Annotated in this window: 22 protein-coding genes; 6 read left to right on the forward strand and 16 right to left on the reverse strand. The window is 54.4% G+C overall.

Going from position 1 to position 25,604, the window contains the following annotated elements; all coding sequences use genetic code 11:
* Window position 1: 1 nt before the first annotated feature.
* Entirely contained in the window at window positions 2–3,769 is a 3,768-nt protein-coding gene (locus tag RAC90_RS16760) for a translocation/assembly module TamB domain-containing protein (RefSeq protein WP_375124564.1), read from the reverse strand.
* Window positions 3,766–5,481, reverse strand: coding sequence for an autotransporter assembly complex family protein (locus tag RAC90_RS16765; RefSeq protein ID WP_172677636.1), 1,716 nt, complete (start codon window positions 5,479–5,481; stop codon window positions 3,766–3,768). The genes RAC90_RS16760 and RAC90_RS16765 overlap by 4 nt, the downstream gene beginning before the upstream one ends.
* Window positions 5,482–5,994: 513 nt before the next feature.
* Between RAC90_RS16765 and RAC90_RS16770 the strand changes: the two genes are divergently transcribed.
* Window positions 5,995–7,314 carry a hemolysin family protein gene (locus RAC90_RS16770; RefSeq protein WP_033740022.1) on the forward strand — a complete coding sequence of 440 codons (1,320 nt, stop codon included), beginning with the start codon at window positions 5,995–5,997 and terminating at the stop codon, window positions 7,312–7,314.
* A 32-nt stretch (window positions 7,315–7,346) separates the two neighbouring features.
* On the opposite strand, the gene RAC90_RS16775 is transcribed toward RAC90_RS16770, so the two are convergent.
* Window positions 7,347–7,553, reverse strand: a complete 207-nt coding sequence (locus tag RAC90_RS16775; protein ID WP_003855513.1) for a DUF1107 domain-containing protein — start codon at window positions 7,551–7,553, stop codon at window positions 7,347–7,349.
* A 310-nt stretch (window positions 7,554–7,863) separates the two neighbouring features.
* Between RAC90_RS16775 and RAC90_RS16780 the strand changes: the two genes are divergently transcribed.
* Entirely contained in the window at window positions 7,864–8,427 is a 564-nt protein-coding gene (locus RAC90_RS16780; protein WP_033740023.1) for a YtfJ family protein, read from the forward strand.
* Window positions 8,428–8,464: 37 nt separating this feature from the next.
* On the opposite strand, the gene cysQ is transcribed toward RAC90_RS16780, so the two are convergent.
* Window positions 8,465–9,208: a 3'(2'),5'-bisphosphate nucleotidase CysQ gene (gene cysQ / locus RAC90_RS16785; RefSeq protein WP_058702682.1), complete on the reverse strand. Its 744-nt coding sequence runs from the start codon at window positions 9,206–9,208 to the stop codon at window positions 8,465–8,467.
* 294 nt (window positions 9,209–9,502) lie between these two features.
* On the opposite strand from cysQ, the gene RAC90_RS16790 reads away from it, so the two are divergent.
* Window positions 9,503–11,443, forward strand: coding sequence for a bifunctional 2',3'-cyclic-nucleotide 2'-phosphodiesterase/3'-nucleotidase (locus RAC90_RS16790; protein WP_058702683.1), 1,941 nt, complete (start codon window positions 9,503–9,505; stop codon window positions 11,441–11,443).
* 34 nt (window positions 11,444–11,477) lie between these two features.
* Here RAC90_RS16790 and fklB read toward each other — a convergent pair whose 3' ends face one another.
* Window positions 11,478–12,098 (reverse strand): FKBP-type peptidyl-prolyl cis-trans isomerase, encoded by a 621-nt coding sequence (fklB, locus tag RAC90_RS16795; protein WP_006118358.1) that lies wholly within the window; start codon window positions 12,096–12,098, stop codon window positions 11,478–11,480.
* 220 nt (window positions 12,099–12,318) lie between these two features.
* On the opposite strand from fklB, the gene RAC90_RS16800 reads away from it, so the two are divergent.
* Window positions 12,319–12,984 (forward strand): OapA family protein, encoded by a 666-nt coding sequence (locus RAC90_RS16800; protein ID WP_158281346.1) that lies wholly within the window; start codon window positions 12,319–12,321, stop codon window positions 12,982–12,984.
* Window positions 12,985–13,364: 380 nt separating this feature from the next.
* Here the strand turns inward: RAC90_RS16800 and rplI are convergent, their stop codons facing one another.
* From rplI to yjfP, 5 genes are all read right to left on the reverse strand, one after another.
* Window positions 13,365–13,814 (reverse strand): 50S ribosomal protein L9, encoded by a 450-nt coding sequence (rplI, locus tag RAC90_RS16805; protein WP_006120926.1) that lies wholly within the window; start codon window positions 13,812–13,814, stop codon window positions 13,365–13,367.
* A 39-nt stretch (window positions 13,815–13,853) separates the two neighbouring features.
* Window positions 13,854–14,081, reverse strand: coding sequence for a 30S ribosomal protein S18 (rpsR, locus tag RAC90_RS16810; protein ID WP_000135199.1), 228 nt, complete (start codon window positions 14,079–14,081; stop codon window positions 13,854–13,856).
* Between the two features lie 4 nt (window positions 14,082–14,085).
* On the reverse strand, window positions 14,086–14,403 hold the full coding sequence (gene priB / locus RAC90_RS16815) for a primosomal replication protein N (RefSeq protein WP_006120927.1): 318 nt from the start codon (window positions 14,401–14,403) through the stop codon (window positions 14,086–14,088).
* 6 nt (window positions 14,404–14,409) lie between these two features.
* Window positions 14,410–14,805, reverse strand: a complete 396-nt coding sequence (rpsF, locus tag RAC90_RS16820) for a 30S ribosomal protein S6 (RefSeq protein ID WP_006120928.1) — start codon at window positions 14,803–14,805, stop codon at window positions 14,410–14,412.
* Window positions 14,806–15,066: 261 nt separating this feature from the next.
* Window positions 15,067–15,816 carry an esterase gene (gene yjfP / locus RAC90_RS16825; RefSeq protein ID WP_054633019.1) on the reverse strand — a complete coding sequence of 250 codons (750 nt, stop codon included), beginning with the start codon at window positions 15,814–15,816 and terminating at the stop codon, window positions 15,067–15,069.
* Window positions 15,817–15,969: 153 nt separating this feature from the next.
* Here yjfP and RAC90_RS16830 point away from each other — a divergent pair, with 153 nt between their 5' ends.
* Entirely contained in the window at window positions 15,970–17,901 is a 1,932-nt protein-coding gene (locus RAC90_RS16830; RefSeq protein ID WP_054633018.1) for a methyl-accepting chemotaxis protein, read from the forward strand.
* A 57-nt stretch (window positions 17,902–17,958) separates the two neighbouring features.
* Entirely contained in the window at window positions 17,959–18,285 is a 327-nt protein-coding gene (gene bsmA, locus RAC90_RS16835) for a biofilm peroxide resistance protein BsmA (RefSeq protein WP_033740034.1), read from the forward strand.
* Here bsmA and RAC90_RS16840 read toward each other — a convergent pair.
* The 6 genes from RAC90_RS16840 to RAC90_RS16865 form a co-directional block, all read right to left on the reverse strand.
* A complete protein-coding gene (locus RAC90_RS16840; RefSeq protein WP_058702686.1) occupies window positions 18,259–19,887 on the reverse strand; it encodes an isovaleryl-CoA dehydrogenase in 1,629 nt (542 codons plus the stop codon). The genes bsmA and RAC90_RS16840 overlap by 27 nt on opposite strands.
* A gap of 85 nt (window positions 19,888–19,972) precedes the next feature.
* Window positions 19,973–20,707: a 23S rRNA (guanosine(2251)-2'-O)-methyltransferase RlmB gene (gene rlmB / locus RAC90_RS16845; protein ID WP_033740035.1), complete on the reverse strand. Its 735-nt coding sequence runs from the start codon at window positions 20,705–20,707 to the stop codon at window positions 19,973–19,975.
* 66 nt (window positions 20,708–20,773) lie between these two features.
* Window positions 20,774–23,209: a ribonuclease R gene (gene rnr, locus RAC90_RS16850; protein ID WP_006120935.1), complete on the reverse strand. Its 2,436-nt coding sequence runs from the start codon at window positions 23,207–23,209 to the stop codon at window positions 20,774–20,776.
* A gap of 16 nt (window positions 23,210–23,225) precedes the next feature.
* Entirely contained in the window at window positions 23,226–23,669 is a 444-nt protein-coding gene (gene nsrR, locus RAC90_RS16855) for a nitric oxide-sensing transcriptional repressor NsrR (RefSeq protein WP_006120936.1), read from the reverse strand.
* A 222-nt stretch (window positions 23,670–23,891) separates the two neighbouring features.
* Window positions 23,892–25,190 (reverse strand): adenylosuccinate synthase, encoded by a 1,299-nt coding sequence (locus tag RAC90_RS16860; RefSeq protein ID WP_033740036.1) that lies wholly within the window; start codon window positions 25,188–25,190, stop codon window positions 23,892–23,894.
* 166 nt (window positions 25,191–25,356) lie between these two features.
* Window positions 25,357–25,557, reverse strand: a complete 201-nt coding sequence (locus tag RAC90_RS16865; RefSeq protein ID WP_006120939.1) for a DUF2065 family protein — start codon at window positions 25,555–25,557, stop codon at window positions 25,357–25,359.
* Between the last annotated feature and the right edge of the window lie 47 nt (window positions 25,558–25,604).

Consider the following 25,604-nt stretch of genomic DNA (forward strand, 5'->3'; position numbering starts at 1 on the left):
ACTAAAACTCAAACTGATAGAGCAAATCAAGAGCCTGATCCACACCGGACACGGCTTCCAAATAGAGTTTGGGCATCAGTCGGTAACGTAAGGTTAACGTTGCCAGTGAATCAAAGATGCCAACCCCGTATTTTACTTGTAGACCCGGCAATACATAGCCACTGACCTGTACCTGCTGACTGTCGCCAACGCCGGTCGTATCAAGGGCAAGATTACTGACACCGAATGTCTCGCCGATTTTACCCACAACCTGCCCACTTTGTGCAACCCCTAAGCCGACTAACGCTGACGTTAACGCGTTACTGTCGCCGTCGCTATTCAGCCCCTGACCGCGTAACAGGTAAGAAAGGGCCTCCTGCTGTGACATCGCCGGATCGGAGAACACTTCCACTTTCGGCTCATCCGCCAGCCCCGTAACGCGCAATCCTGCCGTTACGCCATCCTCGGTCGCATCCGGATTACGAATCGCTTCCAGGTTGAGATAAGGCTGGTCTGGCGGGCCCGCAAACTGCAGCTCGCCTTTACGCACGATCAAGTCCTGACCGTAAGCATGGAAACGGCCGGATGGAATATTGATCTGTCCGTTGAGTCCCAGTCCTGATTTATCCTGGACCATTTTCAGATCGCCATTCAGACGGGCTTTCAGTCCAAAGGCCGACAGACGCACGTCGTTTCCAACATGAATGGTCAGGTTACTGTTAATCGGTATTGAGGCCGTTTTAGGCGCAATCGGTTTAAGGTTTTTATCCAGCATAACTTCATCAGACGATACGCCGACTGCGCTCTCAGGAACCTCCTGTACCGTGATACGTGCCCAGGGAATATCGACGCGCCCGTCAAGATTAAAGGCGGCTGGCGTGGCTTCAAATACCACATCCGGCGACACATCCATGCGCACCATTGGCGGCACCGTGACACGGACCCGGCTGCCTTTGGCGGTTACGCGCGCACGCCAGTTATCCAGCTGGCTCCAGTCCGCATCGCCGCTCAGGTTGATATTGCCCTGTGCGGTCTGTAGCAGGCCATTCAGCGTCGAACTCATGCCGTTAAACACCATGTTCAGACTGGCACTGGTCAGATCCACCGGCATGAAGTTGCCTTTCACATTCACATCTTTCAGACCCAGTTGCCCAAAAAGCTGCGGCTGCTGCACTGTGCCGCCCAGGCGCAGATCGCTGTTCAGCAGGCCTTTGATGCTCTCGCCCTGCATTAAGGCGGGATTGATCATCGCCAGCGAGATATTGCGGATATTCACATTGCCACCCAGCTCACGGCGCTGTTGCGGATCGGTAATCTGCACATTGCCATCCAGTTGGCCGTTATTGACGAGGCGAATCAGCCAGTCGAGCTGTGCACGTCCGTCCCGCAGTGCCGCATTAACATTAATTGTGTTAAACGCGATGGGCAGCGTATTGCCCTGCACATCCTGCGCGACTTTCACATTATTACTCTTCAGCGCCAACGTCCCGACGGGCAGTTTGCCATCCGCCGTCCAGTTAACGCGGGCATCACCGCTGAACACGCCGCTCAGTTGGGTCTGGTCAGTCAGGAAGGGTTTTAGCATCGCCAGATCGAAGCGGTTTAATACCACATGAGCGTGACCGCTGGGGCCGGCTTCAATCGGTTCTGGCACACAAAGCTGCGCGTTGGGGTTTTGCCAGCAGTGCGGGCCGATTGACGCAGTCTGCTTCTGATTAACATAGTCGATCGCCATAGCGCGCGTCAGACGCCATTCCCCGACGGGCGTATTAAAACGCGTATTGTTCAGGCTGCCTTTCCATGTCTCCGTCTGGCGGTCAAAGCTACCGTTCAGCGCGAGCTGACCCGATACCGGCTCGCCCTGCACGTTAAGTTTAAGCTGATGCTGCTTTTCGTCGCCATCAGCATTGAGCGTCAACAGATTAATGTTAAGCGCATCCTGCTTCAGTTGTTCAACGCGCAACTGCAGCTTACCGGCGATCTGGTCGCTGGAGCGTACATCGCTTTTCAGCGTTACGCGCCGGACCAGCAGTTGCTGCCAACGTAAGCCAGTGGCCGTCAGATCCGCCAGCAGCTGAGGGGCTTTCAGCGATCCGCGGGCTTTGATATCCCCTTTGACCACACCGCCAAGTCCCGGCAATGCGTTATCAAGATGGGGGGCATCCACGTTGGCATCCAGGTTCAGCGTTTCGCCCAGACTGCCTTTGATATCCAGATGATTGCGGCCCAGCGCAATCTTAATACCCGGAATATCCCACTGGTTGTAGCTGTTGCCCCGTAATGTTCCGTCCGCACTGACCGCGTTCTGTTTGACGTTACCCTTCAACATCAGTTGCGGCACACTCAGCTGCCAGCTGCCGCCATACAGGCTGCCGCGCGTAGTGATTTTACCCTCCAGTCTGGCTGGCCAGTCCGGATACTGGCGGGCGGTATTGATGCCCGCCAGCGTCAGTTCACTGCGCCAGCTGATGGCTTTGCTCCAGTCCACCAGCGCCGTCAGATCGATAGTGCCCTGTAACGCTGCCACACGCAGCTTGTCCAGGCTGAACTGTTCACTATTCCCTTTACCGTCCAGCGTAATCGTGGCAGGCGGCACCGCTTCGCCTTTCACCGCCGTGCGCAGCGACATCACGTAGTCGGTCGCCTTGCCTTTGAGCTGATAGTCGAGATTGTCCGCCTGGTACTGAACCGCTCCGGTGAGCGGCCAGCGCAGTTGCGGACTGGTCAGGGTTAATGCTAGCGGAAGACCGGCAACGGCAGGCTGAGCACGGGCATCCAGCTGCGCCCTGACCGGGCCAGAGAGGTTGAGCGCCAGCTTCAGCTCGTCACGCATCGCGCCCTGTAAGGTCAGACTCAGCTTTTCCCCTTTAACCGGATCAACATTCACATCGCCATTCAGGGCAAAATCAACGGGCCAGTTGTCTGCGAGCGTGGCCTGGCCGCTGCCGTTGAGCCTGCCGAGGTTTGAGTCCACGTCCAGCGTTTGCAGTTGTATATGGCGGTCAAGCGTTTTGGCCTTCACACGCAGCTGATTCACAACGATATCGGTATCGCCGGTAATGCGGAGCTGTTCGCCCACGATGTCCTGAACATCGATATCCAGCGGTAACTGGAAGTCCGGCAGTGTCGGTAGCAGGGGTTTGGCAAACATCGCCTGCAGCGTTTCGCCCAGCGGCTTCTCGTTTGGCTGCGGCTGCTGGACTTTCGGATCGACCACCTGTTCCTTCGCGACCGCTGCCGCTTTAGGCAGCGCAATTAACAGGCTTTGAATGTGGGTAGGATTCAGCGTTAACGCCCGCGCCTGCCAGTGTAAGCCGGTGGAAAAATCCACCAGCGAAATCGCGGTATCATCGACTTTCACACTGATGTTATGCAGCCCGACGTGGCGCAGGCTGATGGGGTACGGCGTACTGAGATTGGTCGCGCTGTTATCGTCTTCGGGTGCCGCCGCCGACGGCGTCATCTTTTTACTGTCAACGACCACACTGATATCTTTTAGCGTCAGGTCATCGACGCAGACCGACGAGTGCAGCAGGCAATTGAGATTTAATGCCAGATGGATATTGCCCGCGTTAACGCTGACGCCCGGCATGTCGTAACGCAGACCGCTGAGCGTAAGATTACGCCAGCCGCCATCCACTTTGTTGATGGATAATCCCGCTACCCAGCGCGACGCGCCGTTTAACACTAAATGCAGGCCCGGCGTCGTACCAATCAAAAATGCCACGCCAGCCAACAACAAGACCAAAAAAATCAGAAAGCCAGTCAGGACCTTTTTCCAGCGCTTCATAGTTCAGGCCCCAATCCTACGTAAAATTGCAAACCGTGCTCCTCCCTGTCGCCAATGGGACGCGCAATATCAAACTTAATGGGCCCCACAGGCGATGCCCAGCGCACGCCGATACCGGCACCGGTTTTAATATCGCTTTGGCTGATGTCATTGACGGCCTCACCGGCGTCAACAAACACCGCGCCCCACCATTTTCCGCTGACGTTGTACTGGTATTCCAGTGAACCGGTGGCCATTTTTGAGGCCCCGGTCAGCTTGCCATCACTGTCACGTGGCGAGACGTTTTTGTACTTATAGCCGCGAATACTGCGGTCACCCCCGGCGAAGAAGCGCAGATCCGGCGGCACCTTATCGAAGTCGTTGGTTTCAATCCATCCCACCGTGCCGCGTGCAATAAAGCGGTTCTTTTCGCCCAGCGTACGAATCCAGACGTTTTGCGCCTGCAGGATCAGGAAATCGACATCCGATCCCCAGGTGGTATCGGACACATCGACAGAATAACGCTGCGAGTCGCCCCAGGTCGGCATCAGGCCACCGCGTGAGCGCGTGCGGTTCAGACTGACGCCGGGATAAAGCAACATCGTGGTATTGGTGACATTCCCTTGGGTAAAGTGGTCAAGGCTCCAGCGCAGATTGACGGCCCTTTGCCAGCCACTGCTGCTGTCCCAGTTACGCGATACTGCCAGCGTGCTGGTATCCGCTTTGGTGTCGTTCAGATCGGTGCGTTTGAGCCCGCCTGAAAAAGTGTAGTACTGCTCCAGCGGGCTTTTGAGTAACGGAACTTTGTAGCTGAGATCCACCTGCTGCTCAGGCGCAGAAATATAGGCACTGGCCATCATGCTGTGGCCACGGTCGTTAACCCAGGGCTTTCTCCAGGTGCCTTTCAGACGCGGCCCGACATCCGTCGAATACCCGACACCGGCTTCAACAATATTTTTTGCCCGAGGGGAAACGGCCGCATTTAACGGCAGGACTTTGGTTTTACGTCCCTCTTTAAATTCCGGCGCGACGACCACCGACTGGAACCACCCCGTAGCCGACAGGCGGCGATTCAGTTCAGCCAAATCACGGGAACTGTAATAGTCGCCCTTTTTAAACGGCACCAGATTTTGCAAATAGGCGTCACGGATCTGTGAGCCCTGGAAGGTGACATCGCCGAAGCGGTAACGCGGTCCGCTATTGTAGTCGATATCCCAAAAGGCTTCGTGGCGCGCCACGGAAACGCCTAACTGACTTTTTTCAAATTCGCCATCGAAATAGCCGTTGCGCAGCGCCAGGTTGGTAAAGCCACTTTTGAATTTATCGTACTGACCATGATTGAGGATTGTGCCAACTTTAGGGCGGCCCTGGGCGATCCAGTTTTTATAGTCTGCATCGTTTTTTGCCTGACCGGTGACAATGATCGTACTACCGGCAATCTTTACCGGCTGGCCAGGCGTCACGCGCGCGATGAGCACCGGACGGCCACCTTGCGCAGGGGCAGGGCGTGATTCAAAGTCGATATCAGGCTCATAGTAGCCGAGCGCGCGAAGCCCTTCTTTGATAGCGGCCGATACACGCGCGCGGAAACGGCCATCGTTGGTGACTTCGTCGCTGCTGATGGTCGACAGGCGTGCCCTGACGTTTTTTTGCAGTTCGCCGGTCAGCCCTTCAAGCTGTAGTCGAACCGGTGCCGCCCCAAAGGCGGGCGCGACGAGCAATAAGCCCGCCATGCAATAAACATAAAATCGTGGCACCTGTACTCCTGTCTCTCATGCCCGCCCCATTCCGCAGGGCGCGTGTTAATCCTTGTTGCCGTCACAATCGCAACGGCAACTTACTCATCATAGCCGCACTTTTTGCCAAAGGGCAGTCTGTAACGCGTTCTAAGTCAAACTGCGCATTATTGTCGGTAAAACGGACGCACGATACAACGACCTTGTTGTCCAGACAGGCCGCACGCCAGTAGACCACTCTCCTGCATTACACATGCATCCTGAGCTGAAAACCTCATTATAAGCCACTGTTTGCCCTCTGGCGGCGGCCTCCTCGCTGCTGCTATAATCACCCACCGCAGGCATCCCGCCTGTCTTCATTTCTGCCCCTTTCCCCTTACAACCTTGTCGAACGGGCGCAGACATTTTTGGCACGGATAGCTCCTCTGCGTCGTACGTACAGGGAATAAGCGCCTCAACCGCACGCTGCCCAGGCCAAAAATGACAAGTGGATAACTCTTTGGATTACTTATGCTTGATAGCTTACTTGTCATTCTGCTACTGATCGTAATCAGTGCTTTTTTTTCTCTCTCCGAAATCTCGCTGGCTGCCGCCCGCAAGATTAAGCTGAAACTGCTGGCTGATGAAGGCAACGTTAACGCTCAGCGGGTATTGAAGATGCAGGAAACGCCCGGCATGTTCTTCACCGTGGTGCAAATTGGCCTGAACGCCGTCGCCATTTTGGGTGGTATCGTCGGTGATGCGGCCTTTTCCCCGGCATTTTCCGCCCTCTTCAATCGCTTTATGTCTCACGAACTGGCCGAACAGCTCAGTTTTATCTGCTCATTCACCATCGTCACCAGCCTGTTTATTCTGTTCGCCGACTTAACCCCAAAACGGGTAGGCATGATCGCGCCAGAAACCATTGCCCTGCGGATTATCAATCCCATGCGCTTTTGTTTACTGGTTATGCGGCCGCTGGTCTGGCTGTTTAACGGCCTGGCCAACGTCTTTTTTCGCGTCTTTAAGCTGCCGATGGTACGCAAAGACGATATCACGTCCGACGATATTTACGCGGTTGTGGAAGCCGGTGCGCTGGCTGGCGTGCTGCGTAAGCAGGAACACGAACTGATTGAGAACGTGTTTGAGCTGGAATCACGCACCGTGCCCTCCTCCATGACGTCACGTGAAAATATCGTCTGGTTTGATCTGCACGAAGACGAAGTCAGCCTGAAAACAAAAATCGCTGAACATCCTCACTCGAAATTCCTGGTCTGTAATGGGGATATCGACCACATCGTTGGCTATGTCGATTCGAAAGAGCTGCTGCTGCGCGTACTGGGCAATCAGAGCATGGCGCTGAACAGCGGCGTGCAGATTCGTTCCGCGCTGATTGTTCCGGATACGCTGACGTTGTCTGAGGCGCTGGAAAGCTTTAAAACGGCGGGCGACGACTTCGCGGTCATCATGAACGAATATGCGCTGGTGGTCGGTATCATTACGCTGAATGATGTGATGACGACGCTGATGGGCGACCTGGTGGGTCAGGGCATGGAAGAACAGATTGTTGCGCGCGATGAAAACTCCTGGCTAGTGGAAGGCGGGACGCCGATTGATGATGTTATGCGCGTGCTGGATATCGATGATTTTCCGCAGTCGGGTAACTACGAAACGATTGGCGGCTTTATGATGTATATGCTGCGTAAAATCCCGAAACGTACCGACTTTGTGAAATTTGCGGGCTACAAGTTTGAAGTGGTCGATATCGACAGTTACCGCATTGATCAGCTGCTGGTGACACGGATTGATGAACGACCGCCGATGCTGAACGTGACGAAAAGCGAAGAATAGAAACACTCAGGGCGCCATCGGCGCCCTGTTTTTTAGTTAAACTCTAGCTTGAGACGAACGACCTGGCGGTTAATTTCTGACATCACGCTCAGGTGCTGTTTGTCTTTGACCCGGGGGATCAGGACTTTACCTTTATCAAACTCAAACGCGCCCACATCCTTGATGTACAACCTTCCTTTAAACAGCGTCTTAACATATTTTGCTATCTGTAGCGGATTATAGCGCTGGAAGATTTTCATACTTCTTAACTCCTTAATTTTTAAGCACGCTTCGCCGTTGCCAAATTCGGTACGGGTCCATGAAGCGCGAATGCGAGATAAACTATAGAACACTCTGCTTACTTCGCACGACCAGAAATAACTTTTTTTACCGTGCTGACAGAACATTACAGAATACTCTGTTATTTACTTTTCACTATTCAGTATAAACCTTCGTTCGTTACAGAATTGTGTGGTTGATAACAAAGCTGACAGCTTTTTGAGACAGCCGCATCATCCCTGCTTACTATTACAGTTGGATGACTAACTGGTCTGATCACTGGAGAAAATAATGAGGCGTATTACTCTGGCCGCACTGGCCTTGTCACTGCTGCTTCCTGTAAGTGCGTTGGCCCACAATCTTGAGACGGGAAAACGCGTGCCGCCCGTGGGCGTCAATGACAAAGGCGAGTTGATCCTGGCGCAGGAAAAATTCAGTTATAAAGACTGGAACAGCGCGCAACTGAACGGAAAAGTACGTGTCATACAGCACATTGCAGGCCGCTCATCGGCTAAAGAGATGAATGCAGCGTTGGTTGAGGCCATCAAGTCAGCGAAACTGCCGCACGATCGCTATCAGACCACGACGATTGTGAACACCGATGATGCCATTCCCGGCACCAGCCTGTTTGTTCGCAGCAGCATTCAGAGTAATAAAAAGCAGTATCCGTGGTCGCAGTTTATCGTCGACAGCAAGGGCAATGTGCAGCACGCCTGGCAGTTGCAGCAAGGCGGATCGACCATTGTGGTGCTGGATAAAAACGGTCAGGTGAAATATGTCAAAGACGGGGCACTGACGCAGCAGGAAGTCAAAGAAGTCATTACGTTGTTAAAAACGCTGTTAAAAGCACCCTGACAGGTGAAGTCGGGAGGCGAGTGCCTCCCGTCTGACGTCAGAACAGCGATACACGGAAGCCCGGATTCAGGAAAGATTCACGCGGCGCATAATCCAGCGTTCTTCCCTGCCAGTCGTGGACGTGGGCACCTGCCGCGACAGCAACGGCATGACCCGCGCCGGTATCCCAGATATTGGTGGGTCCAAAGCGCGGATAAAGCTGGGCCTTACCTTCAGCGACCAGGCAAAATTTTAACGATGAGCCGGTTGCCACCGTCTGATGTTCCCCTAGCTGCTTCAGATACTCTTTCATCTCATCATCATCGTTGTGGGAACGACTCACCACCACCAGCGGTGGACGTGCATCCAGAACGTGAATCTGCTGCTTTTCTCCGCCCTCTTCCTTCCAGGCTTTACCTTCTGCTGCCGAGTACATCACGCCCAGCGCGGGCGCGTACACCACGCCCATGATCGGTTTGCCCTGCTCGATCAACGCAATATTGACCGTAAACTCACCATTGCGTTTGATAAACTCTTTGGTGCCGTCAAGCGGATCCACCAGCCAGTAGCGCTGCCAGTGCTGACGGACTTCCCAACCGGGCGGATCTTCCTCTGACAACACCGGAATATCCGGTGTCAGCTGTTTCAGGCCCTTAACAATCACATCATGCGCGGCCAGATCGGCTGCTGTGACGGGCGAATCGTCTGCTTTATGCGAAACATCAGTGGGAACCGAACCGTTATAGACCTGCATAATCGCGTCGCCTGCCTCACGCGCCAGTTGGCTTATTTGCTCTAACATTTGTCACCTCATGTATGCGAATGCTACGCGTTAACTGTTATGCCTGTTGGAGTACATTTTAGCAGCTTCATGCTCGCCCCTCGTTTCAGGTAAACATTTTGAATCCTTTTTCAGCTATATCAACACAATAGCCCACAATGGCAAAGACCTCTTTTCACGCTGGCCTCTGCACTGATATGACTGAAGCGGCACCAGTCAGGCTCAAAACGTTATTTGCATCACGTTTTAATCTGCCCTTTCATCAGCCTTTTACATTACTTTTGTAGCCTTGATCTTTTAACGTTGGGAGTGAACATGGTTAAGGCGGGAATGATGTTACTGGCACTGAGCGTTTCAGTTGCAGCACAGGGAGCCACCGTGGATTTACGCGTGCTGGAAACGACCGATCTGCACAGCAATATGATGGACTTCGACTATTACAAAGATACGCCCACAGAAAAATATGGTCTGGTGCGCACTGCGTCCCTGATCCATGCCGCGCGTCAGGAAGTCACGAACAGCGTGCTGGTGGACAATGGCGATCTGATTCAGGGTAGCCCGTTAGGCGACTATATGGCTGCGAAAGGGCTCAAACAGGGTGAAGTCCATCCCGTCTATAAGGCGATGAATACGCTGGATTACAGCGCGGGCACGCTGGGCAATCATGAATTCAATTATGGTCTGCCCTATCTGCAAAAAGCCCTGGCGGGCGCGCATTTTCCTTACGTCAATGCCAACGTTATCGATCTGAAGAGCGGTAAGCCGCTGTTTACGCCTTATCTGATTAAACCCACCACAGTGACCGATCGCGACGGCAACCCGCAGACGGTGAACATCGGCTATATCGGCTTTGTCCCGCCGCAGATTATGGTGTGGGATAAAGGCAACCTGCAGGGCAAAGTGCGGGTGGACGATATTACAGAAACCGCCCGGCGCTACGTGCCCGAAATGCGCGCTAAAGGAGCGGACGTGGTTGTCGTATTAGCCCATTCAGGGTTAAGCAGCGAGCCGTATCAGGCGATGGCAGAAAACTCGGTTTATTACCTCAGCGAAGTTCCGGGCATCAGTGCCATTATGTTTGGTCATGCGCATGCCGTATTCCCGGGGAAAGAGTTTGCAGGGATCAAAGGTGCAGACATTGAGAAAGGAACATTAAACGGTGTGCCTGCGGTCATGCCCGGCATGTGGGGCGATCATCTTGGTGTGGTGGATCTGGTGCTGAGCAAGGAAGGCGATCACTGGCAGGTGACAAGCGGTACCGCGCAGGCGCGTCCGATCTACGATATCGCGCATAAAACTGCGCTGGCTGCTGAAGATCCTGCACTGGTTAAGGTTCTGAAAGACGATCATGATGCCACTCGCACCTTTGTCGCCCAGCCTATCGGAAAATCTGCGGATGTGATGTACAGCTATCTGTCGCTGGTGCAGGACGATCCTACCGTGCAAATTGTGAATAACGCCCAGCGCGCCTATGTCGAGCATTTTATCCAGGGCGATCCCGATCTGGCGCACTTGCCGGTACTGTCTGCCGCCGCGCCGTTTAAAGCCGGGGGACGTAAAAACGATCCTGCCAGCTATGTGGAAGTTGAGAAAGGCAACCTGACCTTCCGCAACGCAGCCGATCTCTATCTGTATCCGAATACGCTGGTGGTGATGAAAGTCAACGGCGAGCAGGTGAAAGACTGGCTGGAGTGCTCTGCGGGTCAGTTTAACCAAATCGATCCGACCAGTCGCCGCACACAGCCGCTGATCAACTGGAATTTCCGCACCTATAACTTTGATGTGATTGACGGCGTGAGCTATCAGATTGATGTCACACAACCCGCCCGTTACGACGAAGAGTGCAACCTGATCCATCCGGACGCGTCACGCATTAAAGATCTTCGCTGGCAGGGAAAACCCATCGATCTTAAGGCGACCTTCCTGGTGGCAACCAATAACTACCGGGCCTACGCGGGCAAGTTTGCCGGAACAGGCGACAAATACATTGCCTTTGCCTCGCCTGATGAAAACCGCGCGATTCTGGCGGCGTATATCAGTGCCGAAACCAAAAAGCACGGTGAAGTGCGCCCACAGGCGGATAATAACTGGCGACTGGCTGCAATACCTGCCGCGCAGCCTCTTGATATTCGCTTTGAAACCGCACCCGGCGATAAAGCCACACACTTTATTCAGCAGCATGCGCAATATCCCATGAAGGCGACAGGAAATGACGAGACGGGATTCGCTCTCTGGCAGGTAAACTTACAGCAGTAGAGGGGTAAGGGCGGCATCGCACCGCCCTTTATCCTTACAGGATTTCCAGCAGCTCAACTTCAAAAATCAGGGTGCTGAATGGCGGGATGGACGCGCCCGCTCCACGCTCGCCGTAGGCGAGGTTGTGGGGAATCACCAGTTCCCACTTCGAGCCAACCGGCATCAGCGTCAGCGCTTCGATCCAGCCCGCAATCACGCCGGTGACCGGGAATTCCGCCGGCTCGCCACGTGCAACAGAGCTGTCAAACACCGTGCCGTCGATCAGTTTACCGGTGTAATGCACGCGTACGCGGTCCTGGCGCGAAGGAATCGGGCCTTCGCCCTGCGTAATCACGCTGAACTGTAAACCTGACTCGGTGCTGCTGACGCCTTCACGCTGAGCATGGTCCTGCAGGAAAGCCTGGCCTTCTGCGGCCATGGCTTCCACGCGCTCACGACGCACGCTTTCCGCACGCTCATGTACTTCACGCAGGGCGCGATGTACCACATCGACAGGCACCGCAGGTGAGTTCCCTTCCAGCGCGTCGCGCAGGCCCGCGAGCAGTGCTTCTGGCTGCAGCCCCTGCAGACCTGATTCCAGCAGCTGCTGGCCAACCTGTAAACCAATACCGTAACTTGCTTGTGCTTCGACGCTGTCGAAAGAAGGGGTAGTCATCTTCGTTCCTTTCACTCTCGGATATAGTAAGACGGGCAGCATAACAGCGCTGGCCGCTGGCGTAAAATCCGCAGCGCTACAGATGACTTTTGTCGGCGAAAGAGAAACAATACGCAGGTCAAATTTACCAATGCTGGCAGGCACTTCGCGTCCACATTGCCCATACTGTATAAGTGACAAGTTCCCCCTTGTCAGTGGCACTATAAGAAAGAGAGAGAATATGGGCCAGATAGCCCCTCGTCGCCGCAGGACGCATGCACTGCGTATTTTAACCCGGTTACAGAACTTACTGCCGCAACGAACGCGGTCGCAAGGTGCCGGAGCGGAGGAACCCGATATGACTTCAGACGTCCCGTCTCGCCTGCCCAACTGGCTGTATCGCCTCTGGCATTTTACAGACGATATTCGCTGGATGGACCCGCTCCCGGCTTTCCACCGTCGGGGGATCGTCATTGCCGTCATCATACTGCTGCTGGCCTTTCTCTGGCCCTCCAGTACGCCGCAGTATCCGGTCGAACGGCCTGTGACACCTTCGGCCGAAAAAGACGTGCCGATGCAGGCGGATATCTACGATAACAAACCGTCTCGCTCCTCTGCACAATCCGAACCGAAGGCGGACACGCAGGGTGACTGGCACAGCTATCAGATTGCCGCCGGACAAACGCTGGCACAGCTGTTCCGCGACAATAATCTGCCGGTCAATGATGTGTTTGCCATGGCACGCGTTGAGGGCAACGATCAGCCGCTCAGTACGCTGAAGCAGGGGCAGCAGGTGAAGATCCGTCGGGATGCGAATGGCGTCGTTACAGGCTTAACGCTGGAAGGCGCTAACGGTCCTGTCCTGTTTACCCGCCAGCCGGACGGCAGCTTTTTACGTGTAGAATAAGTCCTCCCCGGTGGCGGTCCGTCACCGGTTGCGCCCTTCATGGCCGTCATTTTATTTGCCCGCCCGGTTTCCGGGCAGACCAACCGCAACGCAAGCGGATAGCCGCTTCAGCACAGATGACGGAGCGTGGTCGCTGATGTCGCGTCGTCACCCTGATGCGCTGAGGGTTTAGCCGCACATATCATCGTCACCTTTTAATCGGCAAACAGCGCGTTGATCGCATGAGGATCGGGCTGTCCGGTACACCTTTATGTGATGGTGAAGATGCGGGTGCCGAGTGAAGAGGGATGTGGCCGGGCAGAAAAAGAAAGGGTATTAACGACTGAAAACAAAAACGCCGACACAAGTGTCGGCGTTCAGGTGCGGCAGGCTAATAAAAATTAACCTGCAACCACGTTCACGATCAGTTTCGCGAATACTTCGCTGTGAACCTGGAAGTCCACTTCGTGCTCACCGGTGGTGCGCAGAACGCCGTTCGGTAAACGAACTTCGCTCTTAGCAACGTCAACGCCAGCTGCAGTAACAGCGTCAGCGATGTCGCGGGTACCGATGGAACCGAACAGTTTACCTTCATCGCCTGCTTTAGACGTGATGGTAACAGTGCCCAGTGCGTTGATTTTTTCTGCGCGCGCGTTAGATGCTGCCAGAACGTCAGCCAGTTTGGCTTCCAGTTCTGCACGGCGTGCTTCGAAGAATTCAACGTTTTTCTTGGTAGCAGGAACAGCTTTACCCTGTGGAACCAGGAAGTTACGAGCGTAGCCCGCTTTAACGTTAACCTGATCACCCAGGCTGCCCAGGTTTGCTACTTTATCAAGCAGAATAACTTGCATTACCTTATCCTCTTAAAGTCGTTAATGGACAGTTGCCGATTACTGATGACGATCAGTGTACGGCAGCAGAGACAGGTAACGCGCGCGCTTGATAGCACGAGCCAGCTGACGCTGGTATTTTGCGCGAGTACCAGTGATACGGCTTGGTACAATCTTGCCGCTTTCAGTGATGTAGTTTTTCAGCGTTGCGATATCTTTATAATCGATCTCTTGAACGCCTTCCGCGGTGAAACGGCAGAACTTGCGACGACGGAAATAACGTGCCATTTGGCTAGTCTCCAGAATCTATCAATTCAATCTGCTCGGCATGTAACACCATTTTACTCTGACCATTTCGCGCCTGATGGCAGCTAATAAAGCCTTCGAGAATGAGTTGCGTGCCGACCGTTATATGTTGAGTAATCACCTGATGGGCGCTGCCGCTAAGAATAACAGGCATTCGACACCAGGCTTGCCGGTGAAATCCGGCTTCCATCTGCACCGAGTTGTGCTCAAGCACGAACTGACAGTGCGGAATTCCTGACGGGCTAATTTTTCGAACTGGCGTCTTACACACGGTGCCAGACAGGCGCAGCCGATTAACCGTCACGATGGATTACTCTTCAGAATCCCCAGCATCTGAGTCATCAGCGGATTCGTTAGCAAAATCTTCGCGGCGCTCACGACGCTCGTCTTTCGCTTTAACCATCGGTGATGCTTCAGTTACCGCGTTTTTAACGCGCATAACCATGCTGCGGATAACGGCGTCGTTGAAGCGGAAGTTCGTTTCCAGCTCGTCAATCACTTCCTGCGGCGCTTCTACGTTCATCAGAACATAGTGTGCTTTGTGCAGTTTGTTGATTGGGTAAGCCAGCTGACGGCGGCCCCAGTCTTCCAGACGGTGGATCGTGCCTTCTGCACCAGTGATAGCACCAGTGTAACGCTCGATCATGCCAGGAACCTGTTCGCTCTGGTCAGGATGAACCATAAATACGATTTCGTAATGACGCATCGAAATTGCTCCTTACGGATTATTCAGCCTCCTGTCAGGGTCAGCTGCGGCCCACGGAAGCAAGGAACGTTATAGGTTGTGAATCACCGAAATGACACACACCTCTGAATGCAGCTGAAAAATTGACGCGTAATCATACTGGCGTGGGCGGACAAACTCAAGCGGGGATTTCATTTAAATCGGCGGGAGACCGCCCCGCTCCCGCGCTTATGTGTGAAAAGCAAGCAAGGGCCAAAGCAAGAGGGCGGTTTCGTTAACGGATCAGAGTTGACGCTTAAAAAAGCTGACCAGCGCGGTCAGACCTGACGGCGTAATTTTGTGTCCGATATGCGTTTCGGACAGCGTGGTCAGATGGGCATCAAGCCCCTTTTCGCGTAATGCCCGATCCAGGCGCTGAGTTTCAGCAAAAGGCACCACTTCATCGGCATCACCGTGCCACAACAAAAGTGGCCGGTTCGCCAGGTTCTGCAGCCGGGCTGAAGGATCATAGTCTGCCAGCGACGCCATACGTGCTGTGAACTGGGCTTTCTGTTCTTCATTCGTTACCACCACAGGCGGAAACAACGTATGACTGAGCTGCATAAAGTAGCCTGACCCCATCATGCAGGCAACGCTGTGGATGTGTGAATAGCGCGCCATAATCCCCAGCGCCGTCATGCCTCCCATTGAGGCGCCAGCAACGGCAAAGCGCGCATCGGCAATCAGATCGTCGGCACGTAAGGCGGCCTCAATAGCCGGAAATTCATCAATGTTCTGTCTGAGGATGTCCCAGAAATGGCGCAACCGCGTCTCGGCATCACCGTTATAACGCGCACCATGCATGTCGGCATCGGGCATAACGGCACGGAAGCCTGCCTGCGCCAGCGCAACGGCAAAGTAAGCGTACACCTCTTTGGATGAGGTAAACCCGTGATAGAAAACGAGGGTGGGTAAGCGCTGGCGACGCTGACCCGCAGGCGCAGCATGCAGGCACTCGATTCCTGCAAACCTTTCCGTGGTGAGCTCTATCATTTTTTCTCCTCTCCGACGACAAATGAGACGACATATTAGGGGTTTAATGTAATTCCGCGCTTCACAACATCATAAAGGCAATAATTTCTTAACTAAACATTTGCGCCGCGCTGCCGTTGTTAGTGCATATTTGACAAAAAATAAAGGTACTTTATGAAACGTTTCTCTCTCAGCAGAACAAGCCTTGGAGTGAAGCTGTGCGCCATAACTTCAGTAAGTGTAGGCGTTTTATTGTTAGTTTTGACGCTGATTCAAAGTCAAAATGCTTCACGCCAGTTGGAAAGTCTCGCCATGGATGACATGGTCAATCAGGTGCAGGGCATTACTGAAATGGCGTCCATGTTTAACGCGACGCTGACGCAGGAAGTGGGCAATTATACTCAACTGTTTGTCAGCTTTTTGCCTAAGCGTTTCAGCCGCGATGAAACTTCACGTATTCAGGTGGGCGAGTTTTCAACACCGACTCTGCGGGCCGGGCTCAAAACGCTGAACCTCGATCAAATTGCCGTAGATGATTTTACGGATCGTACGTCGGCCGTCGCCACCATCTTTGTGCGTGATGGTGATAATTTCATTCGTGTTTCCACCTCGCTGAAAAAAGAAGATGGCAGCCGGGCCATTGGCACCCAGCTTGATCGGACCAGTGGGGCCTGGAAAAAAGTGACGCAAGGCGAGATCTACCGTGGACTGGCCACCCTGTTTGGTCACCGTTATATCACCCAGTATCAGCCCGTTAAAGACGACAGCGGTACCGTGATTGCCATTATTTTTGTTGGCGTACAGATCGATAAACAGTACGGCCTGATGCGCGAAAAAGTGCTGGCACGTCGTCTGGGCGACAGTGGGCATTTCTACGTGTTAAACGGCACGCCAGGTGCTATGCAGGGGCAGTACCTGTTTGATAAACAGGCTGAAGGTAAACGTCCCGACTGGCAGGAGGGCGTGCTGAACGCGATGCTGACGCAGCCTGAGGGCGTACAGCAAGCCGATATTGATGGGGAAACCAAAATGCTGGCCTGGCAACAGTTGCCTGGCTGGAACTGGATTGTGGTCGGTGAGGTCAACCGCGACAGCCTGCTGGCACCGGTGATTCACAGCCGCAATATGTTCCTCATAACCGGCCTGATTCTGGTCTTGCTGTTTGCGCCGTGTTTTGTCTGGTACAGCCGTCGTGCCATTACGCGTCCGTTACAGCAGGTCATCCATTTGGCTGAGCAATACGCGGCCGGTAACTTACTGGTTCATCTGGCTACGACGCGCCACGATGAAGTGGGTCAGCTGATTAATGCCATTAACGGGATTGGCGAAGGGCTGGAGAAAATAGTCGCGCAGGTTCGCCGTGCCGCGCAGGAAATCAGCGATGGCACGGATACCATTGCCGCCAGCAGTCACAACATCAGTGAGCAAATTGGGCGCCAGGCAAGCAGCGTTGAAGAGACATCGGCCAGCATGGAGCAGTTTGGTGCGACCGTTGAGCATACCGCCGACAGCCTGCGTCAGGCCATGTCGCTGGTGGCCGAGGCCAGCAGTATCGTGGATAACGGCAACCAGACGGTCACCCGTTCGGTCAACACCATGTCCGCCATTAACGTTTCGTCGCAGAGCATCGCTGACATTACGCACGTTATTGAGTCCATTGCCTTCCAGACCAATATTCTGGCGCTGAACGCCGCGGTTGAAGCCGCCCGGGCGGGTGAGCACGGGCGCGGCTTCGCCGTGGTTGCCGCCGAAGTACGGGCGCTGGCACAGCGTTCCGCCCAGGCAGCAAAAGAAATTGATACGTTGATTGCGACCTCAATACGTCACGTTGCTGAAGGCCATGCATTGTCGGAACAAACCCGCGATGCGATGAGCGAAATTGTGACGCATATTGAGCAGGTTCAGGCGTTAATGGGTGAAATTAACGTCGCCGCACAACAGCAAACGGCCGGCATTGGCCAGGTTAACCTGGCGATGAATCAGATTAGCCAGGCCACGCATCAGAACAGTGAACTGGTTACGCAGGCAGAACAGACAGCCCAGAGCCTGAGTGATAAAGGCCACCACCTGACGCAGCTTGTCAGCGTTTTCTCGATTAAGTCGTGATGATCGCGGGGCGGTGGCTTACACTTATCCTGTTAAGGTGACTCTCAAGGATTAGCTATGCGTTATGTTGTGTTACTGACGTTGAGTCTGTTGTTGAGTAGCTGCGCGGCGTTTCAGGAGACGCCGAAAGCCCCGCCCGCGCCAACGGCTCAGGCGCAGTCGATTACCCGCGCGCAAAGCTATGGTTTACCGAAGCTCGGTACGATTAGCGCCAGCGTGAGAGGCTCACCGGATGACGCGGAGCGGGCGATTGCTGCGCGCGCGAATCAGGCAGGCGCCGTTTATTATCAGATTCTGATGGTCGACGAAACGATAACGCCTGGCATCTGGTATACCACCGCGATCCTCTACGGTGCCTCACCGGCCGCTGGCGCGCGCCAGTAGGCGATCGGCCAGTGCCGCATCGATAGTGGGTTCGCCCCGCGTATCCAGCCACTGGCCGCACCAGGCATCCGCCAGTCGCGGTTCAGCGTGGCGTAACAGCTGAACCGCTGTGGCCAACTGCAGGATGTCCTGTGTTAACGTCCGCGCCTGGGCTTCATCGTGTTTGCCCAGGCGCAGCTTCAGTTGACGCCAGCGTCTGTCGAAGTGGCGGTTAACGCCCTTTACCTCATCACATTCCCGAATTAACGCCTCCACGATGCCGCTCTTTTTGCTTATCACACGCAGAACATCCAGACACATCACATTGCCTGAGCCTTCCCAGATGCTGTTAACGGGCATATCACGGTAAAGCCGGGGCAGTTCGCTTTCCTCGCAGTAGCCATTGCCTCCCAGCATTTCCATGGATTCCGCTACAAACGGCATGCCCGCTTTGCAAATCACAAACTTCGCCGCGGGAGTTAACAGCCGGGCAAACGCCGCCTGATTCGCGTCATCCGCCTGCGACCAGGCACGCGCCAGCCGCATCAGTAAGGCCGTTTGCCCTTCCAGTTGTAGCGCCTGACGCGCTAACACCTGACGCATCAGGGGCTGATCCGCCAGATTTTTCCCCATCACCTGGCGCTGGTGGGCATGGTAAAGGGCAACCGAGAAGGCCCGGCGCATTTGTCCGTGGCTGCCCAGCGCACAGTCAAAGCGCGTCATGCCGGCCATTTTCAGGATCAGGCGCACGCCTTCGCCCTCTTCACCCAGCAGCCAGCCGGTTGCGTCTTTGAACTCCACTTCACTACTGGCATTGGCGCGGTTACCGAGTTTGTCTTTTAAGCGCTCAATGAAAATGGCGTTATGTGACCCGTCCGGCAGCAGGCGAGGCAGAAAGAAACAGCTGAGTCCCTGCTGCGTTTGCGCCAGGATGACGTGGGCATCGCTTTGCGGTACAGAGAAAAACCATTTATGGCCGATGAGGCGATACGCTTCGCCACTTCCCCGTCCCTGCAGCGGCTCTGCGCGCGTGGTATTCGTCAGTACATCACTGCCGCCCTGCTTTTCAGTCATCCCCATGCCGATCAACAGTCCACGCTTCTGATCGCCCGGCATCGCATGTGTGTCGTAACGATCGCTGAGTAATGGCTCAAGCCAGCCCCGAAACGCGGTGGGCAGATAGCGTTGCAGCAAGGGAATCGCGGCGTGCGTCATCGTCACCGGGCAAAGCGTGCCGGCCTCAACCTGGGCATGCAAAATAAACCGGGCCGCGCGCGCCACGCTGGCGTTTGGCTGTACATCAGGCTGCCAGCTGAGGTTATGCAGACGGCTGCTGCACACGCCCTGCATCAGCAGATGCCAGGCAGGATGAAAGCGCACGTCATCCACTCTTACGCCGCGCGCATCATAGCGGTGAAGTTCAGGAGGACAGGTATTCGCAAGCCGCCCCAGCTCCAGCGACTCTGCACTGCCCAGTTGACTGCCTACCGATGCCAGCCAGTCGCTGTCCCCTCCGCCGCCTTCACGCAACAGCGCGTCACATAACGGCACGTCAGACAGAAACAGGTTGCTGTTACTGAGAGGAAAAGGTTGATTAAACACGGTGTGAGTTGTCCAGGTCATAACGGCTCCTCGCGGATATCACTCACTCAGTATGTAAGGTGAGTGGCCATTATGACCGGACATAAAACCTAATTTGCGGCGGCGATCACGCGTTGCGCTGACGCACCGCCTCAAACAAACAGACGCCCGTTGCGACTGAAACATTGAGCGAGGAAACGCTTCCTGCCATTGGAATGCTGATCAGTTCGTCACAGTGCTCACGTGTCAGGCGGCGCATGCCTTCGCCTTCCGCGCCCATGACCAGCGCCATCGGGCCTGTCATCTTACTTTGATAAACGGTGTGGTCGGCTTCACCAGCGGTACCCACAACCCAGATGTGATATTCCTGTAGCAGACGTAAGGTACGCGCCAGATTCGTGACCCTGATTAACGGGATGTTTTCCGCTGCACCGCTGGCCACTTTTTTAGCGGTTGCGTTCAGGGGCGCAGAGCGATCTTTCGGCACGATAACGGCATGTACGCCCGCCGCGTCAGCACTGCGCAGGCAGGCACCCAGATTATGCGGATCGGTGACGCCGTCCAGTACCAGCAGGAAGGGTTTCTCCAGGCTCTGCAGCAGATCCGGCAGATCGCCCTCCTGATACTGCCGACCCGGCTTAACACGTGCCACGATGCCCTGATGTACGCCGCCTTCGACCTGGCTGTCCAGCCATTTGCGGTCGGCCAGCTGAATGACGATCCCTTGAGCTTCCAGCGCGGTCACCAGCGGTTGCAGGCGACGATCGTCGCGGCCTTTGAGAATAAAGACTTCCTGGAAACGTTGTGGGTCACGTTCCAGCAACGCCTGCACGGCATGGATACCAAAAATAATTTCGCTCATCAATCTGCTCAGTGGTTGGAAATAAATGGATAACAGCCCCTGCGCGAACGCAGAGGCCTGGGCGCATCAGGCAGGCTTCGCCTTCTTCGCGGCGCGCTTCGCCTTAGTGGCGGCGGCGATTTTACGGGTTTTCTCCGAAACTTTTTTACTTTTTTTCTCAGTCTTTGCCGCAGCAGGCTTGCTGCCACTCTTGCGGAAAGCGGAATCCGGTTCAAAGTTGGTTTTACGGCTGGCCTGGCGACGGCGTTTGGTTGGTGCTTTACCGTCCCGCTTCGCCTTGTCACGTTCGGTTTTCCCTTCGCCGCGCACCTGACGCTTGCTGGAGATCAACGCAAAGTCAATCTTGCGCTCGTCCATATGGACCGCTTCAACACGCACTTCAACCGCATCACCTAAGCGATACGTGCGCCCACCGGATTCACCGATCAACCGCTGCCCCACCGGATCAAAGCGGTAATAATCATTGTCCAGTGTCGACACATGCACCAGGCCGTCGATAAACAGATCGCTGAGACGGACAAAGAAGCCAAAGCCGGTAACGCTGGAGATGACACCATTGAAGACATTACCGACCTGATCCTGCATAAAGTCACATTTCAGCCAGTCGGCGACATCGCGGGTGGCTTCGTCGGCACGACGCTCGGTCATGGAACAGTGCTGGCCCAGTTGCAGCATCTGCTGCATATCGTAGTGATAACCGCCCGTTGGTGTCGTCAGGCCTTTCACGTCGCCCTGCTCTTTAGCCAGCAAATACTTGATGGCGCGGTGCAGGAGTAAATCCGGATAACGGCGGATGGGTGAAGTGAAGTGAGCATATGACGCCAGCGCCAGGCCAAAGTGCCCACGGTTTTCCGGGTCGTACACCGCCTGTTTCATAGAGCGCAGCAGCATGGTTTGCAGCATTTCTGCATCCGGACGATCGGCAACCTGCTCCAGCAACGCGGCGTAGTCGACAGGCTGCGGTTTATTGCCTCCAGGCAGACTCAGGCCAAGTTCATTTAATACGGTGCGGAAACTTTTGATGCTGTCGTCGCTGGGGCGATCGTGATCGCGGAACAGCGCAGGCTCCTGATTCTTCTCCACGAAGCGGGCAGAGGCAATGTTTGCCAGAATCATGCACTCTTCAATCAGCTTGTGGGCGTCATTGCGCGAGGTGCGTTCAACGCGTTCGATGCGGCGTTCAGCGTTGAAAATAAACTTCGCTTCTTCTGTCTCAAAGGAGATACCACCCCGTTCTTCGCGGGCGGTTTCCAGCACCTGATACATGTTGTGCAGTTCCTGCAGGTCTTTGACCAGCGGCGCGTACTGCTCACACAGCTCCGGGTTGCCTTGCAGAATATTCCACACTTTGGTGTAGGTCAGACGCGCATGGGAGTTCATCACCGCTTCATAGTGTTTGAAGCCGGTGAGTTTACCTTTTGCCGATACGGTCATTTCGCACACCATACACAGGCGATCGACCTGAGGATTCAGTGAGCACAAGCCGTTCGACAGCACTTCCGGCAGCATTGGCACTACCTGCGAAGGGAAATATACCGATGTCCCGCGCTGCTGTGCTTCGTTATCCAGCGGTGTGCCGGGGCGAACATAGTAACTGACGTCCGCAATGGCCACCCACAGACGCCAGCCACCTCCGCGCTTTTTCTCGCAGTAAACCGCGTCATCAAAATCGCGGGCATCCTCACCGTCGATAGTGACTAACGGCAACTGGCGCAGATCGACCCGGCCTTTTTTCGCCGACTCGGGCACCTCTTCACTCAGCTTGCTCACCTGAGCTTCAACCTCTGGCGGCCAGCTGTGCGGAATTTCATGGGTGCGCAGTGCCATATCCACGGCCAGGCTGGTGCCCATATCATCGCCCAGAATCTCGGCGATTTTACCGATTGCCTTCGAACGGCGGGTTGGACGTTGTAAAAGCTCAACGACCACGACGGACCCCATACGGGCATTCATGGTTTCTTCAGGCCCGATCAGAATATCGAAGCTCAGACGACTGTCGTCGGGCACAACAAAGCCGACGCCGGCATCGGTGAAATAGCGGCCGACAATTTGATTATTGCGCGGTTCCTGAACCCGAACGACACGCGCTTCGCGGCGACCTTTCCGATCGGCCCCCAGCGGTTGGGCCAGGATGACATCGCCATGCATACAAAATTTCATCTGTTCGGCAGAAAGATACAGATCGTCTTTTTGCCCTTCAACGCGTAAAAAGCCATAGCCATCGCGATGACCAATGACCTTTCCACGCAGCAGATCAAGACGTTCAGGCAGGGCATAACACTGGCGGCGGGTGAAAACTAACTGGCCATCACGTTCCATTGCACGTAAACGACGGCGTAAGGCTTCGAGGTGCTCTTCTTCCTGCAAATTCATTTCTTGTGCCAGCTCTTCGCGGCTGGCGGGTTTTTCGCGTTTTTCTAATAAAGCCAGAATAAATTCACGGCTTGGAATAGGGTTTTCGTACTTTTCAGCTTCTCTGTCCAGAAAAGGATCTTTTGACATTACGGTTCCTCCGATGTCATTGAGTATTCATTGCCACCGGCGGTTCAGACAATACAATTTCATATAAAGGCGTATTACCTTCCACTAAATCTGCCAGCGTATAGCCGTCCAGTTCTTTTAAAAATAACTGCACGGCATCATGTAAGGCCTGCTTAAGGCGACAGGCAGGCGTGATAGAGCACCGGGCGCAGTCAACCAACTGCAAAGGTTCCATTTTGCGAACCACATCACCAATGATGATATTTCCCGGAGGCATTCCCAGACGAATGCCCCCGTTTTTGCCACGTATGGCCGCAACAAACCCAGCACGACTAAGTTGATTGATAATTTTGACCATATGATTACGCGACACGCCATACGTATCGGTGACCTCTGTAATACTGGTTAGTCTGCCTTCCGGCAGCGTGGCCATATAAATCAACGCCCTCAGGCCGTAGTCGGTAAAACTTGTTAGCTGCACAGTGACCTCAGTCAATCATTCGGTGGCACCTGTATGCTCGCCCGTCCTGCTGTTTATTTCAATATTGAACTGGTTCTGACGTATTTCGCTACGATGATAAACCAGAGTGTTGGCGGCTGTGTATTTTTTTCAGCCAGTGTAGAGTTGGACAAGCGAAGGGAATTTTAGTGGCATTAAATCACATAAAAAACAAAGGCCGGACATTGTCCGGCCAGATGATGATTACGCGCTGAATGGGTCACGCAGAATCATTGTCTCGCTACGATCAGGGCCGGTTGAAATAATATCAATCGGCACACCGGTCACTTCTTCTACACGTTTGATGTAGTTGCGCGCCGCCTGAGGCAGGCCTTCCAGCGTTTTAACGCCAAAAGTGGTTTCGCTCCAGCCCGGCAGGGTTTCATAGATCGGCTCAATGCCTTCCCAGTTCTCAGCAGCCAGCGGCGTAGTAGTGACTTCACTGCCGTCAGGCATGCGATAAGCCACGCAAATTTTTACTTCTTTCAGACCATCCAGTACATCCAGCTTGGTCATGCAGAAACCAGACAGTGAGTTGATCTGCACCGCACGGCGGACCGCAACGGCATCCAGCCAGCCCGTACGACGGCGGCGGCCTGTAGTGGCACCAAATTCGTTACCTTGCTTGCAAAGGAACTCACCGGTTTCATCGAACAGCTCGGTAGGGAACGGACCCGCACCCACACGCGTTGAGTAGGCTTTAACAATACCCAGTACGTAATCGACAAAACGCGGGCCGATACCTGAGCCTGTCGCCACGCCACCAGCGGTGGTGTTAGACGAGGTCACATAGGGATAGGTACCGTGATCGATATCCAGCAGTGTTCCCTGCGCGCCTTCAAACATAATCAGATCGCCACGCTTACGCGCCGTATCCAGCAGTTCAGACACATCGACCACCATGCCGGTCAGAATGTCGGCAACCGCCATGACATCGTTCAGCACTTTATCGTAGTCGACGGCTTCTTCTTTGTAATAATTCACCAGCTGGAAGTTATAGAGATCCATCACTTCTTTCAGCTTGGCAGCAAAGGTTTCTTTGTTGAACAGGTCGCTGACGCGCAGTGCACGACGGGCAACTTTGTCTTCGTAAGCCGGTCCGATGCCACGGCCCGTCGTACCGATCGCTTTTGCACCGCGCGCTTTTTCGCGCGCCATGTCCATGGCGACATGGTATTGCAGGATGAGCGGACAGGCTTCAGAAATCAGCAGACGTTCGCGTACGGGAATCCCACGCTCTTCCAGGCCTTTCATCTCTTTCATCAATGCTTCAGGAGAGAGAACCACGCCATTACCAATGATGCTGGTAACGTTATCACGCAGGATGCCAGAAGGGATTAAGTGGAGAACGGTTTTTTCACCGTTGATGACAAGTGTATGGCCCGCATTGTGGCCGCCTTGATAACGCACCACGTAGTTAGCGCGCTCAGTCAGAAGGTCTACAATCTTACCTTTACCTTCGTCACCCCATTGGGTGCCCAGTACGACGACGTTCTTACCCATTTCTCAAAATCACCGATTGCTTAAAAAAGGATTCTACCATCTGATTTTATGGTTTTCAGCACTTTTAGCACACGATTGCGCGCTTTTTTGCCTGCGTTTTGATCACTACTACATCCAGGGGGTAAACGCGGCTTCAGATACCACACAGACGGCGAGCGCCACCTTATCAGGCTTCGCCATGCAGCCGCAGCATGCAGTAAATCACCACGCCGGCGACCACTAATCCCCCACCAAAACGGTGTAAAAGCCGATCGGGCAACTGGGTCATGCTCAACACTACGCGCCGCCACAGCCGTGGCATAAACATCGGCCCCAGTCCCTCGAGCACTAAAACCAATGCCAGTGCCATCCAGATATTTACGTTCATTCCGCATCCAAAAAAAAGGCCGACAACATTGTCGGCCTGTCAGTTAT

This window comes from Pantoea sp. CS_6 (assembly GCF_041954745.1).
In the GTDB taxonomy this organism is placed as follows: Bacteria; Pseudomonadota; Gammaproteobacteria; order Enterobacterales; family Enterobacteriaceae; genus Pantoea; species Pantoea stewartii.

Coding starts and splice junctions, on each gene's coding strand:
- RAC90_RS16800 (WP_158281346.1), top strand. CDS start 12,319: ATGGGCCAGATAGCCCCTCGTCGCCGCAGGACGCATGCACTGCGTATT.
- rpsF (WP_006120928.1), bottom strand. CDS start 14,805: ATGCGTCATTACGAAATCGTATTTATGGTTCATCCTGACCAGAGCGAA.
- RAC90_RS16840 (WP_058702686.1), bottom strand. CDS start 19,887: ATGACCTGGACAACTCACACCGTGTTTAATCAACCTTTTCCTCTCAGT.
- RAC90_RS16780 (WP_033740023.1), top strand. CDS start 7,864: ATGAGGCGTATTACTCTGGCCGCACTGGCCTTGTCACTGCTGCTTCCT.
- yjfP (WP_054633019.1), bottom strand. CDS start 15,816: ATGATAGAGCTCACCACGGAAAGGTTTGCAGGAATCGAGTGCCTGCAT.
- fklB (WP_006118358.1), bottom strand. CDS start 12,098: ATGACTACCCCTTCTTTCGACAGCGTCGAAGCACAAGCAAGTTACGGT.
- rnr (WP_006120935.1), bottom strand. CDS start 23,209: ATGTCAAAAGATCCTTTTCTGGACAGAGAAGCTGAAAAGTACGAAAAC.
- cysQ (WP_058702682.1), bottom strand. CDS start 9,208: ATGTTAGAGCAAATAAGCCAACTGGCGCGTGAGGCAGGCGACGCGATT.
- RAC90_RS16765 (WP_172677636.1), bottom strand. CDS start 5,481: ATGGCGGGCTTATTGCTCGTCGCGCCCGCCTTTGGGGCGGCACCGGTT.
- RAC90_RS16830 (WP_054633018.1), top strand. CDS start 15,970: ATGAAACGTTTCTCTCTCAGCAGAACAAGCCTTGGAGTGAAGCTGTGC.
- RAC90_RS16790 (WP_058702683.1), top strand. CDS start 9,503: ATGGTTAAGGCGGGAATGATGTTACTGGCACTGAGCGTTTCAGTTGCA.
- RAC90_RS16865 (WP_006120939.1), bottom strand. CDS start 25,557: ATGAACGTAAATATCTGGATGGCACTGGCATTGGTTTTAGTGCTCGAG.
- RAC90_RS16760 (WP_375124564.1), bottom strand. CDS start 3,769: ATGAAGCGCTGGAAAAAGGTCCTGACTGGCTTTCTGATTTTTTTGGTC.
- rplI (WP_006120926.1), bottom strand. CDS start 13,814: ATGCAAGTTATTCTGCTTGATAAAGTAGCAAACCTGGGCAGCCTGGGT.
- rpsR (WP_000135199.1), bottom strand. CDS start 14,081: ATGGCACGTTATTTCCGTCGTCGCAAGTTCTGCCGTTTCACCGCGGAA.
- bsmA (WP_033740034.1), top strand. CDS start 17,959: ATGCGTTATGTTGTGTTACTGACGTTGAGTCTGTTGTTGAGTAGCTGC.
- RAC90_RS16860 (WP_033740036.1), bottom strand. CDS start 25,190: ATGGGTAAGAACGTCGTCGTACTGGGCACCCAATGGGGTGACGAAGGT.
- rlmB (WP_033740035.1), bottom strand. CDS start 20,707: ATGAGCGAAATTATTTTTGGTATCCATGCCGTGCAGGCGTTGCTGGAA.
- RAC90_RS16770 (WP_033740022.1), top strand. CDS start 5,995: ATGCTTGATAGCTTACTTGTCATTCTGCTACTGATCGTAATCAGTGCT.
- RAC90_RS16775 (WP_003855513.1), bottom strand. CDS start 7,553: ATGAAAATCTTCCAGCGCTATAATCCGCTACAGATAGCAAAATATGTT.